Here is a 14,316-nt window from a genome sequence, read left to right as displayed (position 1 = left end):
ATGACGCGTGCGGCACGCCCACCGCACGCGCCGGTGGTCGGTCCGCTCAGCGCGTCGACGCCGCCCGCTGCGCTGCCGCGCGGCACGCCGCCAGCCGCTCGAGGTCCGCGCGCACAGGCTCGACGACGAGCGTCCGCGCGACGCCGGCCACCGCCTCCCGCAGGCGCCGCCGCGCCCGGGCCGCGCGTCGTCGGGCCCCGAGCCGGGCCAGGACGCCGGCCAGCAGCGCGAGCAGCAACCCGGCGAGCACGCCGCCGACCGCGAGCGCGGTCGGCACCGGCAGCGGCCCCCACCGCGGCGTCTCCGGCGCCGGGAGCTGCAGGTACGCCATGACCGCCAGCGCCCCGAGCCAGACGAGGCCCGCGACAGCCGCCGCCAGCAGCAGCCACTGCAGCACCCCGACGGCCCGCCACCACGGCGCGGGCCTCTCGGGCAGCAGCGGGGTGTCGGCCACGGCGCTGTCGAGCGCGTCGGCCAGGCGGTCGGGGCCGGCCGTCGTCGCCAGGGCCGAGCGGGTCGACAGCACCCAGGAGTCCGGCAGGCCCGCCGTCGCCTCGTCCGACCACGTGCGCACGGCCGTCGACGCCGCGGCGCGCACCACGGGGGCCGCCGCCGGCAGCGAGGTGCGCCCCGTCGCCGTGGCGTCCGGGAGGCCGACCCGCAGGTGCAGCCGCCGCAGGGGGTCGGGCCGCCACCGCGCCAGCCAGCGCACGGGCGGCCAGCCCGTCACGGACCCGGCCTGCCGCACGGCCGAGCGCCGCACCGCGTCCACGACGACGGGCACGCCGGCCGCCGCCTCCAGCGCGGAGACGAGCGAGCCCTCCGGCGGCGGACCGGCGGCGCGCTTCGGGCCCGGCCCGCCGCACGCCGCCAGCACCCGCTCGGCGGCGCTGCGGACGTCGCCGTGCACGCGCGCCACGGCGGCCTCACGGCGGCGGGCGGCGTCGACGAGGCGGTCGCGCAGCTCGTCGACGCCCTCCCCCGTGCGGGCGCTGACCGCCAGGACCGGCACGCGGCCGAGGCCGTCGTCCGCGGCGAGGCGGCGGGCGTCGTCGAGCCAAGCCGCCCGGTCCTGGGCCGGGACGCGGTCGGCGTGGTTGAGCGCGAGGACCATGACGCCGGCGAGCGGGGCCAGCGGACGCAGGTAGCGCTCGTGCAGCACCCCGTCGGCGTACTTCTGGGGGTCGAGGACCCAGACGAGCAGGTCGACCCGCTCGTACAGGCGCTCGGCGACCGCGCGGTGCTCGGCGACGACGGAGTCGTGGTCGGGCAGGTCCAGCAGGACGAGGCCGGTGGGCACGGCGCGGGCCGGCGGTGCGGGCGGCGTGTGCCGCACGTCGACACCGAGCCAGTCGAGCAGGGGGTCGACGTCCTCGTCGGGGCCGGGCCACACGGCGGCCAGGGCGTGCGCGGTGGTGGGCCGCAGGGTCCCCGGCGTGGCCAGCTCCGCCCCCGCGACCGCGTTGAACAGGCTCGACTTGCCCGAGCCCGTGGCGCCCGCCAGCGCGACGACGGTCGTGCCCGCCGCGAGACCGAGCCGCTCGCGGCCGCGGTCGAGGACGCCGCGCGCGTCGGCCACGACGTCCGCCGGCAGGCGTCCCTCGCCGGCCTCGAGCGCGGTGGCGAGCTCCTCGGCGGCCTGCACCGCCGTGGTGCTCACGGCGCGTCCTGCCCGGTGACCCGTCGCCACCAGCCGCGCAGCCCGGTGGCGGCGCCCTCGTCGCCGGCGCCACGGCTGTCGGGGCCCCCCTCGCGGGCGTCGCGGCCCTGACCGTGCTCACCGCCGCCGGGGCGACGACCGGCCGCCCCCGCACCGCGCAGGCGTCCCGCGGCCCCGGCGGACGGCGCCTGGGACGCCTCGGGCAGCGGCGACCGCTCGACGAGGGCCACCGCCTCGCGCAGGCGCGCGCCGTCGGTCGAGACCCCGGGGGTCTGCCCGCCCGTGCCGAGCGCGTCGAGCTGCGCGGTGAAGCGGCGCGACTCCGCCGCGAGCAGGGCGTCCACCCGCTCGCCGAGCAGCTCCTGCGCGCGGGTCGTCAGGCGCCGGACGGCGTCGTCGCCGAAGACCGCCTCGAGCAGCCGCTGCGCGAGCAGCGCCGAGCCGCCCGCGATGCCGACCTCCGCGCCCGTGAGGCCGCCGGTGGACGCGAACACGACGAGCATGAGCGCCGCACCGAGCCCGTTGACGCCGAAGGACAGCGCGCGGGCCTGCGTCCGCCGGCCCGAACCCTCGTCGGTGACCAGCGCGAGGACGTCCCCCTGCCAGGCGCGCACGCCCTCGGCGACCTGGGTGCGCAGCGACGACGAGGCGCGCGAGAGCGCCAGCCCCTCGAGCAGCGCGGCGCCGGCCGGGTCGGAGCGCCAGGCGGCGTGCGCGCGCTCCGCGGCGGTCTCCGCCGCGTCGAGGACGACGGCGTCGAGGTGGTGCCCGATGGCGTCCTGCAGCTCCGGGGCCGCGGACGGCTTGCCGCGGAGCGCTGCGCCGAGCCGGTCGCGCAGCCGGGAGACGCCCTGCTCCACGGACCGCATGAGCTCCCCCGTCCCGACGAGCTCCTGCCAGCGCGCGAGGACCTCGCCGCGCAGCAACGTGCCGTCGGAGGTGGCCCGCCGGACGTCGGCCGAGGCCGCCGCGTAGGCCGACTCCACCGCCGACCGCAGGCGCGCGTCGGCCACCGCCTGGGCGTCCGCCGCGGCGGCGAGCCGGGCCGACCGCCCGAGCAGGTCGGCGAGGAGCCCGTCCCGCGTACGGCGCACGACGTCGCGGCGCGCGGCGGGGTCGGCCGCGAGCGCGGTGAGCCAGTCGGCGAGCGGCGCAACGGCCCACGTCGGCAGGAGGCCGTCCTCGAGCGGGGCCTCGGGCACGGTGAGGACCGTGGTGCCCGGCAGGTCGTGCTCGGCGAGCATCGACCGCAGGTGCGCGCCGACGACGTCCTCCTGCCCGGGGTCGACGCGGTCGAGCACGAGCGCGAGCTCGACCCGGCGCTCGGCGGCCGTCTGCAGGAGCTCCCACGGGACGGCGTCGGCGTACCGGGCGGCCGTCGTCACGAACAGCCACAGGTCGGCGGCACCGAGCAGCTGCCGGGAGAGCCGCCGGTTCTCCTCGACGAGGGAGTCGATGTCCGGGGCGTCCAGCAGCGCGAGGCCCTGCGGCAGGGCGTCGGAGGCGACGAGGCGCAGCCCGCCGACACCGTCGCCGGCCTCGGTCGGGGCGACGGCCGCGCCCGACGAGCCGGCCGGGGCGTCGAGCCGCCGCGCGAGGCCGGGCAGGACGCGGTCCGTCGTGAACCAGCGCGCGTCGAGCGGGTGGTGCACGAGCACGGGCCAGCGCGTGGTGGGCCGCAGCACGCTCGAGCGGCTGACCTCGTGCCCGAGCAGCGAGTTGACCAGGGTCGACTTGCCGGCGCCGGTCGAGCCGCCGAGGACGGCCAGGACGGGGGCCGCCGAGGCGCGCAGGCGCGGGAGCAGGTAGTCGTCGAGCTGGTCGAGCACCTGGCGGCGCGCCTGCCGGGCCGGCTCGACACCGTCGCCCTCGAGGGGGAGGTCCACCTCGTCGACGCGGGCGCGCAGCAGCACGAGGGCGTCGACGAGGCTGGTGCCGCCGTCCCCGGCCGGCGGGCCCGGGTCGGCGTGCCGGGCGGTGCTCACCCCGTCGTTCAGCTCGTTGCTCACGCCCCGATCGTGGCCGACGGGCGGGCCCTCGGCACCCCGAGGACCCGCCCGTCGTCGTCCGTCACCTGCACGTCACCCCGCGGGACGGGGTGCTCGGCCCCGGCCCGGCGGGGGTCAGTCGCGGCGCAGCTTGCGGTGCGTCACCCGGTGCGGCCGGGCCGCGTCGGCACCGAGGCGCGCGACCTTGTTCTCCTCGTACGCGGCGAAGTTGCCCTCGAACCAGTACCAGGCGGCCGGGTCCTCCTCCGTGCCCTCGTAGGCGAGGATGTGCGTGGCCACCCGGTCGAGGAACCACCGGTCGTGCGAGACGACCACGGCGCAGCCCGGGAACTCGAGCAGGGCGTTCTCCAGCGACCCGAGCGTCTCGACGTCGAGGTCGTTGGTGGGCTCGTCGAGCAGCAGGAGGTTGCCGCCCTGCTTGAGGGTGAGCGCGAGGTTGAGGCGGTTGCGCTCGCCACCGGACAGGACGCCCGCGGGCTTCTGCTGGTCCGGGCCCTTGAAGCCGAACGCGGCCACGTAGGCACGGCTCGGCATCTCGACGTTGCCCACCTTGATGTAGTCGAGGCCGTCGGAGACGACCTCCCACAGCGTCTTCTTCGGGTCGATGCCGCCACGGCTCTGGTCGACGTAGGAGATGGACACCGTCTCGCCGATCTTCAGGTCGCCCGCGTCCAGCGGCTCGAGCCCGACGATCGTCTTGAACAGCGTCGTCTTGCCGACGCCGTTGGGGCCGATGACCCCGACGATGCCGTTGCGCGGCAGGGTGAACGACAGCCCGTCGATGAGGTCGCGCCCGTCGAAGCCCTTCTCCAGGCCCTTCGCCTCGAGCACCACCGAGCCCAGGCGCGGGCCCGGCGGGATCTGGATCTCCTCGAAGTCGAGCTTGCGCGTGCGGTCGGCCTCGGCCGCCATCTCCTCGTAGCGGGCCAGGCGCGCCTTGCTCTTCGTCTGGCGGCCCTTGGCGTTCATCCGGACCCACTCGAGCTCGTCCTTGAGGCGCTTGGCGAGCTTGGCGTCCTTCTTGCCCTGGACGTTGAGGCGCTCCTGCTTCTTCTCCAGGTAGGTGGAGTAGTTGCCCTCGTAGGGGTACAGGCGCCCGCGGTCGACCTCGCAGATCCACTCCGCGACGTGGTCGAGGAAGTACCGGTCGTGGGTGACCGCGAGGATCGCGCCCGGGTACTCCTGCAGGTGCTGCTCCAGCCACAGGACGGACTCGGCGTCGAGGTGGTTGGTCGGCTCGTCGAGGAGCAGGAGGTCGGGCTTCTGCAGCAGGAGCTTGCACAGCGCGACGCGGCGGCGCTCACCACCGGACAGGACGGTGACGTCGGCGTCCGGCGGCGGGCAGCGCAGCGCGTCCATGGCCTGCTCGAGCTGGGTGTCGAGGTCCCACGCGTCGGCGGCGTCGATGTCCTCCTGCAGCGTGCCCATCTCGGCCAGGAGCGCGTCGTAGTCCGCGTCGGGCTCGGCCATGAGCGCCGAGATCTCGTTGTAGCGGTCGAGCTTGGCCTTGATCTCGCCGACGCCCTCCTCGACGTTGCCGAGGACCGTCTTGCTCTCGTTCAGCGGCGGCTCCTGCTGGAGGATGCCGACGGTGAAGCCGGGCGACAGCCGCGCCTCGCCGTTGGAGGGCGTGTCGAGGCCGGCCATGATCTTGAGGATCGTCGACTTCCCCGCGCCGTTGGGGCCGACGACGCCGATCTTGGCGCCGGGCAGGAAGTTCAGCGAGACGTCGTCGAGGATGACCTTGTCCCCGTGCGCCTTGCGCGCCTTGTACATGGAGTAGATGAACTCAGCCACTGGCTCTCTGTCCGCCTCGGGTGCTCGGGTGTGCTGCAGGGGTCCGGTGCGTGGGTCGCGCGCGGGCGCGGCGACCGCGGGTGCGGGGCCGGTCGTGCGCCGACCGGGCCCCGCACCGTCGCTCGTCGACGTCCCAGCCTAGGCGATCAGCCCTGCCCGACGGCAGCGAGGTCCGCGCGCAGGCCCGCCAGCACCTCCCTCTGCAGGGTGGCCGCGTCCTGCTCGCCGTCCGCGCCGCTCCCGCCGACCGGCCCGTCGTCGTGACCCCCGGGCTCCGCGGGTGCGTCCGCGCCCTCCACCGCGGGCTCGTCCACGAGCTCCGCCAGCGCCGTCACGTCGACGGGCCGCCCCTCGCCGCCGGCGCCGGCCGCGCGCACCGTCCGCGTGAAGTGCGACGTGCCGAACGTCAGGTCGTGCCCGATGGTCGAGGCCAGCAGCACGACCTCCGTGCGCGGCGTGCCGTCCTGGGCGGTCCACTCCTCCGTGACGAGCCGCCCGCGGACCGTCACGGGGTCGCCCCGGCGCAGCGACTGGGCGGCGTTGAGCGCCGCCTGCCGCCACAGCTTGACGGTGAACCACTGCGTCGGGTCCTCCCGCCAGGCGCCGTCCCGATCCTGCCACCGTCGCGTCGTCGCCACGCGCAGCGACGTGTAGTCCGGCTTGCCGTCCGCGGCCGGCACGTGCCGCGGGTCGGCCCCCAGCCATCCCGTCAGCGCCAGCTCCGTGCCCTGGTTGCTCATGCGTCCTCCTCCGTCCGCCCCGACGGTCGCGGGGCCGGAGCACGCACGCTGCCGCGCCGGCTCGTCCGGCGGCGCTGCCGGGCGCCCGCCGCGGGACGGAGCCGCCCGGAGCGGGGCTGGGGACGGCTCGCCCGCCGGCCGGCCCGCTACAGCGGTCGGGTCGCTACAGCGGTCGGGTCGCCCGGTCGAGGAGTGCCCGCACGGCCGCGTGCTCGTCGAGGACGGCCCGCGCGGGAGCCGACAGCCGCCGTCCGACCACCGTAGCCAACGCCCCCCGGGCCTCGTCCAGGGGCGGTGGTGCGGCGGCCTCGGTCCGCGTGCGCCGCCCGACGAGGAGGAGGGCCACCCCGCCCGCGAGCACCACCGCACCGGCACGCGCCATCTGCGTGCCCACGACGGGCGGGAGTCCGGCGAGCCCGCCGGCGAGGACGACCCCGAGCCCGACCGCGAGGAGCAGGGCGCCGACGAGCGCCAGCGCCGACCCGACGACCGGGCGCGCCCACCAGGCTCGCGCGGCGGGCGCGAGGCCCGGGAGGTCGGCGAGGGCGCGACCGGTCGCGGCGACCAGGTCCTCGGCGGAGGACGTGCGCCGGTCGACGTCGCGCGCCCAGCGCTCGGGCACCCCGGCCGTGCGACGGGCGAGCCAGCGTCGACGAGCCAGCGCCACCGCGTCGGCCGGCGGGGGGACGGCGGCGGGTCCCACCGCGCCGGCCCTGGCCCCGGACAGGTCGAGCAGCTCCTCGACGAGCGCCTCGCCGGCCTCGTCAACCTGCCCGTCGGCCTCCGCGGACGCGGCGGTCCGGCCCACCTCCGCCCCGAGCCGCTCGGCGACCTCGTCGAGCACGCCCTCCGCACGCCGGGCGGCCAGGCCTGCCGCAGCCACGATTTCGGCGAGGACCCGACGGAGCTCCCCCACGCCCTCGCCCGTCACGGCCGACACGGCCAGGACGCGGGCGTCCAGCCCGTCCTCGGCCAGCAACCGCTCGAGGTCCGCGACGAGCGCGTCCCGCGCGCCCGCCGGGACGGTGTCCGCCTGGTTGAGCACGACGAGGGCCGCCACCTCGTGGGCCGCGAGGCGCTGCAGGTAGCCGCTGTGCAGGGCGTCGTCGGCGTACTTCTGCGGGTCGAGGACCCACACGAGCAGGTCCGCCTCGGGCAGGAGGGCGTCGACGAGCGCGCGGTGGGCGCCCTCGACGGAGTCGTGGTCCGGCACGTCGAGCAGGACCATCCCGCGCAGCGGCGCCTCCGCGTCGCCGTCGAGCGGGCTCTCCCGCTGCGTGCGACGGGTCGGGTGCACCCCGAGCCGGTCGAGGAGGGGCCCCGCGTCCCGCCCCCACACGCACGCGGTGACCTCCGACGAGGTCGGGCGCCGCACGCCGACCTCGGCCAGCGGCAGTCCGCTCACCGTGTTGAACAGGCTCGACTTGCCCGAGCCGGTGCCCCCCGCGAGGAGCACCACGGTGTGGTCGACGCCGAGCCGCAGCCGGTCCCGCACGGCGGTGAGCGCCGCCTCCACGCCCGTGCGCGTGCCCGGGTCCCAGCGGTCGGTGCCCAGGGCGAGCGCCTGCACGAGCACGCCCGCGCGCTCGAGGAGCGCGGCCGTCCGCGGGGCCGACGCGTCGTCGCCGGGCGGCGTCGGTCGGGGCGGCGTCGGTCGGGGCGGCGTCGGTCGGGGCGGCGTCGGTCCGGTGGGGGACCCGGTGGTGACGGTGCTCATGGGTGCTGTGTCCGCTCCTCGGTGCCTCGGTCGTCCGCGTGCGTTGCCCGCGCCGGCTCAGGTGAAGGTCTTGAGGACCGCGAGCCGCAGCCGCAGCAGCGACGCGGCGTCCGTGGCGAGGTCCGGGTGCCTCAGCACGCGCCCCGCGTCGAGGCGCCCTGCCAGCGCCCGCGCGACGGCCCGCTCCGCCAGGTCCGCGTGCGACGCGTCCACGACGCCCTCGACCGCCGCCGCGTCCTCCGGGCCGGCGAGCACCACCGCGAAGCGGCGCGCGTCCGCGACCCCGGCCGCGGCCACGGTGAGCAGCGCCGCCCACGCCTCGGCGCCGCCGAGCGCGCGCTCGACCGCGGACCGCCGCGCCTGGTCGAGCGCCGCGACGGCACGGTCGGCCACCGCCGCCCGCCACGCCCCCACCGCACTCTCCGCCTCGGGGACCCCGAGCGGCGCGTGCGACGGCGCCGGGGCGTCGGCCAGGAGCCCGGCGGCCCCGGGCTCCGCGGACCGGGCGAGCGCGCCCCGCGCCGCGTCGAGCCCGCCCTCGTACGCCGCGACGAGCACGGCCGTCGCGGACGACCCCACGCCCTCCGCGAGCCCGGCGAGCGCCGCAGCCCGGGTACGAGCCGTGCGCCCGCGGCCGCGCGGCCGCCCCCCGCGGCTGACGACCCCGTCGAGCGCGGCCCCGGGCGCGACGAGGGCCGCCCACCCGGCCCGCACCCCGCCCTGGGCGACCGCGCCCTCGGCGACGGAGCGGCGCACGGCGGCCAGCACGGGCGCGACGGCCTCGTCGAGCAGCACGGTCAGCCGCTGCCCGGCGTCCACCTGCGCCTGCACGGCGTCGGCGAGCTCGGCCACCCAGGGGCGCAGCGCGGACAGCGCCCCGCGCAGCGTGCGGGCGACGACCGCCCGCGCGCGGTCGGGCCCGGCCAGCAGGGCGAGCCACCGGCGGATGGGCGCCACGTACGCGGGCGGGAGCAGCCCCTGGTGCGGCCCCACGTCGGGCACGACGAACAGCGGGGCCCCCGCCAGCCCGTGCGCGCGCAGGCGCTTGAGCAGGTCGGCCCGCACGACGGCCACGGACGCCGGCGCGACGCGGTCGAGCACGACCGCGACCGACGTCCCGCGTGCGGCGGCCGCGTCGAGGACGTGCCACGGCACCGCGTCGCCGTACCGGCTGGCGGTCGTGACGAACAGCCACAGGTCCGCCGCCTCCAGCAGCCGGTGCGCGACCGTGCGGTTGCTCTGCAGGACGGAGTCCAGGTCCGGCGCGTCGAGGACGGCGATGCCGCGGGGGCACGCGGCGTCCGCCACGACGACCACGTGCTCGAGCACCGGGTGCGCGGCGAGCAGGCGCTCGTCGTCCGGGTGGTGCACGAGCACCGGGCGGCGCGTCGTCGGGCGCAGCACGCCCGCCTCGCTCACCTCCCGCCCGACGAGGGAGTTGACGAGCGTCGACTTGCCGGCCCCGGTCGACCCCGACACCACGACGAGGGCCGGCGCGGTCAGCTCGCGCAGCCGGGGCAGCAGGTGCTCCGCGAGCTGGTCGACGAGCCGGTCGCGCGAGCCGCGGGCCGCCGCGACGTCCGGCAGGTCGAGCGGGAACGACGTGCGCCGGGCGTCGCGGAGCAGGTCCTGCACCGCCTCGACGAGGGACGTGGCCGCCAGCGGCCGGGCCAGCATGCGCTCGGGGGCGTCGGGGGCCAGGCCCGTGCCGTCGTCGTCGGGCACGACGGCGGGCACCGGGGACGGACCGGCGGTCGCGGGGGCGCCCCCTCGGGTGCCGCCCTCGTCCGTGTCCACGGCACGCATCATCCCTGGCCGTCGGGACGCGGTCCAAGCGGGCGCGCGGGCCGCGGCGACCGGGGTGCGGCGCGGCTAGGCTCGCCGGGCGGCCCCCGTAGCTCAACGGATAGAGCAACGGCCTTCTAATCCGTCGGTTGCAGGTTCGAGTCCTGCCGGGGGCGCCCACCCCTCCCCGGCCCCGTCGCCCCCTCCGCGCCGGCCGTCCACGGTCCGTCGTCCCGGCTCGTCCCGGCCAGTCCCACGGCCCCGACGACGAAAAAGACGTGACGCGCGCCCGTGCCCGCTGGTGGACTCAGGTCACCGAGAACAGCACACGGGCCCATCCGGGGCCCGGCTCGGCCATGCCCACGGACCGACCGAGCGCCCCACCGGCGCCCGGCCGCCCCGAGAGGCTCGAGAGGGGGAACCACGATGCATCCCGAGCAGCTCATCGCGCTGGCACGCGCGGAGCACGCCGAGCGGGTCGCCCGCAGCCAGGTCGCCCGGCTCCGGCAGGAGCAGGTCCGTCGTCAGGCCGCGGCCCGCGCGGCGGAGCGACGGACGGCCGACGAGGCCGGGGCGGGGCTCGACCACGACGAGCTCGCGCGGTTCCTCGCCGAGCACGCGGGGTCGGCGCCGGCCACGGCCGGGCTCGCCCGGCTCTGAGCCGCGGCCCCCGGCCCACGCACCGGCCCACGCACCGGGCCCACGCACCGGGCGGCCGCGCACCACGCGGGACGGGCGGCACCAACCCCTCACGGGTGGTGCCGCCCGTCGGCGTGCCCGCGCACCGGCGCTCCCGCAGGAGGACGGCCGGGGTGCGCCCGTACGCTCTCCCCGTGACCGCCAGCAGCGACGCCAGCACCGCCAGCAGCACGCCCCCGGCCAGCACCGCGCCCCACGCCTCGTCGGGCAACGACCGGATCGTGTGGATCGACTGCGAGATGACGGGGCTCGACCTCGCGGCCGACGCGCTCGTCGAGGTCGCGGCTGTGGTGACGGACTCCGAGCTCAACGTCCTGGGCGAGGGCGTCGACGTCGTCGTCGCGCCGCCGGAGGCCGCGCTGGCGCAGATGGGCGACTACGTCCGGCAGATGCACACCACCTCGGGGCTGCTCGAGGAGCTGCCGGGCGGGACGACCCTCGAGGAGGCCGAGCGCATCGTCCTGGAGTACGTCCGCACGTGGGTCCCCGAGCCGCGCAAGGCGCCGCTGGCCGGCAACTCCGTCGGCACGGACAAGGGTTTCCTCGACCGCGACATGCCGGCCCTCGTCGGGCACCTGCACTACCGGATCATCGACGTGTCGTCGATCAAGGAGCTGGCCCGGCGCTGGTACCCGCGCGTGTACTACGCCTCCCCCGAGAAGACCGGCGGGCACCGGGCCCTCGCCGACATCCTCGAGAGCATCGACGAGCTGCGCTACTACCGGCAGGCGCTCATGGTCCCGCAGCCGGGTCCGACGTCGGCGCAGGCCCGTGCCGTCGCGCAGGGCGTCGTCGCCACGTCGGCGCTGCCCAGCCGCCGTCCCGCCACGCCGTCCCGAAACGGCGCGACGCCCGGCTGACCGGCCGACGACGAGAGGCGCCGCACCCCGACCGGGGAGCGGCGCCTCTCGTCGTGCTGGGGTGGCTAACGGGACTTGAACCCGCGACCCCCTGGACCACAACCAGGTGCTCTACCTGCTGAGCTATAGCCACCACGGCCCCGGGCGAGCCCGGGCCGACGAGGAGTCTAGCGGGTGCGCGGCGTGCTCACGCACCCGACGGGCGCAGGCGGGCGACGAGGGCGTCGGCGAACGCCTCCACCGCGCCCGGGCCGTGCGCGAAGAACAGGGACGGCTCGATGACCTCGAGCTCGAGGACGACAGGGCGGCCCTGGTCGTCCGGCACCATGTCGACGCGGGCGTACAGCAGCGGATGGTCGACGCCCGGCACCAGCCCGGGCAGCGCGTCGACCACGCGCTGGGCCAGCGAGAGCTCGGCCTCCGAGGCGGTCGCGTCCGCCTGCACGCCCTCGCGGTGGAAGGGGCCCTCGTCGCTCTCGCCCTTGCGGTACGGGCCGGCCAGCGCCGGCGTCTTGCGCACGGAGTGGCTGAGCTGGCCGTCGATGAACACGACCGCCGTCTCCCCCACCGTGTCGACGCCCGCGAGGTAGCGCTGCAGCATCACCCAGCGGCCCACGCCGAGCAGGTTCTTGGCGTGCATGATCGCCAGGGAGCGGGACTGCGTCTCCCCCGCCACGTAGCGGCCCGTGTCCCGCGAGCCGGCGCTGACGGTCGGCTTGATGACGAAGTCGCCGAAGGCCGGGAACCGCGTGTGGATGGCGCGCGAGTCCATCTGCCGCTCGGGGTCGAGCCAGATCGTCGGCACGATGGGCAGCCCCGCGCCCTCCAGCGCGCGCAGGTACGTCTTGTCGATGTTCCAGGTCACCGCCGCGGCGGGGTTGAGCAGCGTGCTCGTCCTGTCGACCCGGCGGATCCACTCCGCGAACTGCTGCGGCCGGTCGCTGTAGTCCCACGTCGAGCGCAGCAGCACGGCCGGGTACGTGCCCCAGTCGACGGTCGGGTCGTCCCACACGACCGGCTCCGCGCTCACGCCGCGCTCCGCCAGCGCGGCGACGAGGGGCAGGTCGTCGGGGTCGAGGTCGGGCAGCTCGGCGCAGGTCGCCAGGGCGATGCGCGCGGTCGGGGTGCTCACGCGGGTGACACTAGGCGACGGCACCGTCGCGCGGGGTGTGATCCACCAGACGCCGGAGGCCGGTGAGCAGCACCGTGGCGTCGGCGGCGCCGGCATCGCGGCCTCCGTCGGTGAGCACCACGCGCCCGGCCGGGGCCCCGACGAGCTCGGCCAGCACCTCCCCGAGGTCGGCCGTCAGCGGCACGCGGGGGGCGTCGGCGTCCGCGGCGGTGAGGGGCCACAGGTCACGACGGTCCAGCCCGCCGAGCCCGAGGAGGCGCGTCGTGCGACCCCCGCCGACGAGGTCGGCCACCGCCGGCGACGCCGGCCGCGCCACGACCTCGAGCGGCCCGGCGAGCTGCTCGACGTGCGCGCCGCGGCTCAGCACGAGCACCCGGTCGGCCAGGCGCACGGCCTCGTCGACGTCGTGCGTGACGAGCATGACGGTCGTGCCCAGCTCGCGGTGCACGCGCAGGAACTCGTTCTGGAGCCGGCGCCGGCCGACGGGGTCGACCGCGCCGAACGGCTCGTCCATGAGGAGCACGGGCGGGCCCCCGGCGAGCGCCCGCGCCACGCCCACGCGCTGGCGCTCCCCGCCGGAGAGCTGGTGGGGGTAGCGCCGCGCGTACCGCGCGGGGTCCAGCCCCACGAGCCCGAGCAGCTCCGCGGTGCGGGCGGTGGTCCGGGCGCGGTCCCAGCCGAGCAGCCGGGGCACGGTGCCGACGTTCTGCCCGACGGTGCGGTGCGGGAAGAGCCCGACCTCCTGGATCACGTAGCCGATGCGCCGGCGCAGCGCCACGGGGTCGACCTGAGTGACGTCCTCGCCGTCGAGGAAGATCCGGCCGGACGTCGGCTCCACCAGCCGGTTGGCCATCCGCAGCGTCGTGGACTTCCCGCACCCGGACGGCCCGACGACGGCCAGGAGCTCGCCGCGCCGCACCGAGAAGGACAGGTCGTCGACCGCGGCGCCGGTGGCCGGTCGGTCGTCGCGCCCGCGCCGGGCGGGGGCCGACTCGTCGTACGCCTTGTGGACGTGGTCGAAGCGGATCACCGCCCCGTCGTCGTCCCCGGCGGTGCGGGCACGGTCGCGGGGCGCGTCGGGGGCGTGGGTGGCTGCCACGTCCGGGACGCTAGCCGCTGCGGGCGAGCGGCGCCGGTCAGCACGTGGCCGCGCGGCGTGCGGCGGCGCGTGTCGGGGGCCGCCGGTACGGTCGGCGCGTGCAGACACGCGCGCTCGCGGAGCTCCCCGGTCGCCTCCGCGCGGCCGAGGGCGGGCCGCCCGGCAACCCCTGGTTCTCCTGGGAGTACCTGCAGGCCAACCGGACGGACGTGCTCGCGGCGCTCGCGCAGCACACCTCCCTGACGGTCCAGGCGGTCCTGGTCGCGGCGGTCGTCGCGCTGCCGCTCGCGGCGCTGGCGCACCTGCGGCCCCGGCTCGCCGCTCCGCTGCTGGGGACGACGGGCGTGCTCTACACGATCCCGTCGCTGGCGCTGTTCGCGGTGCTCGCCCCCTACACCGGGATCGGCCGCACGACCGTCCTCATCGGGCTCGTCGTGTACGCGCTGCTCGTGCTGGTGCGCAACGCGCTCGTCGGGCTGCAGGGCGTCGACCCCGCCGTGACGGACGCGGCGCGCGGGATGGGCTACGGGCGGCTGCGCCTGCTGCTCACGGTCGAGCTGCCGCACGCCCTGCCCAGCGTCGTGACCGGCCTGCGGCAGGCGACCGTGACGACGGTGGCGCTCACCACCGTCGGCGTCGTCGTCGGGTACGGGGGCCTGGGCCAGCTCCTGTTCCGCGGGTTCCGCAGCAGCTACCACGCGGAGGTGATGACGGCGACGGTGCTCTGCCTGCTCCTCGCGTTCGTCCTGGACCTGCTGCTGGCCGGCGTCGGGCGGGCGGTCACGCCGTGGGCGCGCGCGGGCCGGGGGGCCTAGGCC

11 protein-coding genes and 2 tRNA genes are annotated in these 14,316 nt (G+C 77.4%); 4 read left to right on the top strand and 9 right to left on the bottom strand.

Annotation, left to right across the window (positions count from 1 at the left end):
* Nucleotides 1-46: 46 nt before the first annotated feature.
* The 6 genes from BM048_RS01120 to BM048_RS01095 all read right to left on the bottom strand — a co-directional run bounded on the left by BM048_RS01120 (nucleotide 47) and on the right by BM048_RS01095 (nucleotide 9,720).
* Nucleotides 47-1,660: a GTPase gene (locus BM048_RS01120; protein ID WP_090030428.1), complete on the bottom strand. Its 1,614-nt coding sequence runs from the start codon at nucleotides 1,658-1,660 to the stop codon at nucleotides 47-49.
* Nucleotides 1,657-3,669, bottom strand: a complete 2,013-nt coding sequence (locus tag BM048_RS01115) for a dynamin family protein (protein ID WP_239078846.1) — start codon at nucleotides 3,667-3,669, stop codon at nucleotides 1,657-1,659. Before BM048_RS01115 ends, BM048_RS01120 begins: the two co-directional genes overlap by 4 nt.
* 114 nt (nucleotides 3,670-3,783) lie before the next feature.
* The gene (ettA, locus tag BM048_RS01110; RefSeq protein ID WP_090029934.1) at nucleotides 3,784-5,466 is read right to left on the bottom strand and encodes an energy-dependent translational throttle protein EttA; all 1,683 of its coding nucleotides are present in this window, start codon (nucleotides 5,464-5,466) and stop codon (nucleotides 3,784-3,786) included.
* 146 nt (nucleotides 5,467-5,612) lie between these two features.
* Entirely contained in the window at nucleotides 5,613-6,206 is a 594-nt protein-coding gene (locus BM048_RS01105; protein ID WP_090029932.1) for a single-stranded DNA-binding protein, read from the bottom strand.
* A gap of 163 nt (nucleotides 6,207-6,369) precedes the next feature.
* A complete protein-coding gene (locus BM048_RS01100; RefSeq protein WP_239078847.1) occupies nucleotides 6,370-7,923 on the bottom strand; it encodes a P-loop NTPase family protein in 1,554 nt (517 codons plus the stop codon).
* Nucleotides 7,924-7,980: 57 nt separating this feature from the next.
* Nucleotides 7,981-9,720 carry a dynamin family protein gene (locus BM048_RS01095; RefSeq protein WP_244890629.1) on the bottom strand — a complete coding sequence of 580 codons (1,740 nt, stop codon included), beginning with the start codon at nucleotides 9,718-9,720 and terminating at the stop codon, nucleotides 7,981-7,983.
* Nucleotides 9,721-9,811: 91 nt separating this feature from the next.
* On the opposite strand from BM048_RS01095, the gene BM048_RS01090 reads away from it, so the two are divergent.
* From BM048_RS01090 to orn, 3 genes are all read left to right on the top strand, one after another.
* Nucleotides 9,812-9,884: transfer RNA gene (locus tag BM048_RS01090), tRNA-Arg, on the top strand.
* Between the two features lie 250 nt (nucleotides 9,885-10,134).
* A complete protein-coding gene (locus BM048_RS01085; protein ID WP_090029931.1) occupies nucleotides 10,135-10,368 on the top strand; it encodes a hypothetical protein in 234 nt (77 codons plus the stop codon).
* A 257-nt stretch (nucleotides 10,369-10,625) separates the two neighbouring features.
* Nucleotides 10,626-11,267, top strand: coding sequence for an oligoribonuclease (orn, locus tag BM048_RS01080; RefSeq protein ID WP_275407330.1), 642 nt, complete (start codon nucleotides 10,626-10,628; stop codon nucleotides 11,265-11,267).
* A 57-nt stretch (nucleotides 11,268-11,324) separates the two neighbouring features.
* Here the strand turns inward: orn and BM048_RS01075 are convergent.
* The 3 genes from BM048_RS01075 to BM048_RS01065 all read right to left on the bottom strand — a co-directional run bounded on the left by BM048_RS01075 (nucleotide 11,325) and on the right by BM048_RS01065 (nucleotide 13,429).
* A tRNA-His gene (locus tag BM048_RS01075) sits at nucleotides 11,325-11,400 on the bottom strand.
* 54 nt (nucleotides 11,401-11,454) lie between these two features.
* The gene (locus BM048_RS01070) at nucleotides 11,455-12,399 is read right to left on the bottom strand and encodes an ATP-grasp domain-containing protein (RefSeq protein WP_090029927.1); all 945 of its coding nucleotides are present in this window, start codon (nucleotides 12,397-12,399) and stop codon (nucleotides 11,455-11,457) included.
* Nucleotides 12,400-12,409: 10 nt separating this feature from the next.
* Nucleotides 12,410-13,429, bottom strand: a complete 1,020-nt coding sequence (locus BM048_RS01065; protein WP_090030422.1) for an ABC transporter ATP-binding protein — start codon at nucleotides 13,427-13,429, stop codon at nucleotides 12,410-12,412.
* 167 nt (nucleotides 13,430-13,596) lie between these two features.
* Here BM048_RS01065 and BM048_RS01060 point away from each other — a divergent pair, with 167 nt between their 5' ends.
* On the top strand, nucleotides 13,597-14,313 hold the full coding sequence (locus BM048_RS01060) for an ABC transporter permease (protein WP_090030420.1): 717 nt from the start codon (nucleotides 13,597-13,599) through the stop codon (nucleotides 14,311-14,313).
* Nucleotides 14,314-14,316 lie beyond the last annotated feature (3 nt).

Source organism: Cellulomonas marina (assembly GCF_900111925.1).
Classification (GTDB): domain Bacteria; phylum Actinomycetota; class Actinomycetes; order Actinomycetales; family Cellulomonadaceae; genus Cellulomonas; species Cellulomonas marina.
The sequence above is the reverse complement of the archived record's forward strand: the minus strand, read 5'-3'. Positions and strand labels throughout refer to the sequence as shown.

Coding starts and splice junctions, on each gene's coding strand:
- BM048_RS01105 (WP_090029932.1), bottom strand. CDS start 6,206: ATGAGCAACCAGGGCACGGAGCTGGCGCTGACGGGATGGCTGGGGGCC.
- BM048_RS01100 (WP_239078847.1), bottom strand. CDS start 7,923: ATGAGCACCGTCACCACCGGGTCCCCCACCGGACCGACGCCGCCCCGA.
- BM048_RS01085 (WP_090029931.1), top strand. CDS start 10,135: ATGCATCCCGAGCAGCTCATCGCGCTGGCACGCGCGGAGCACGCCGAG.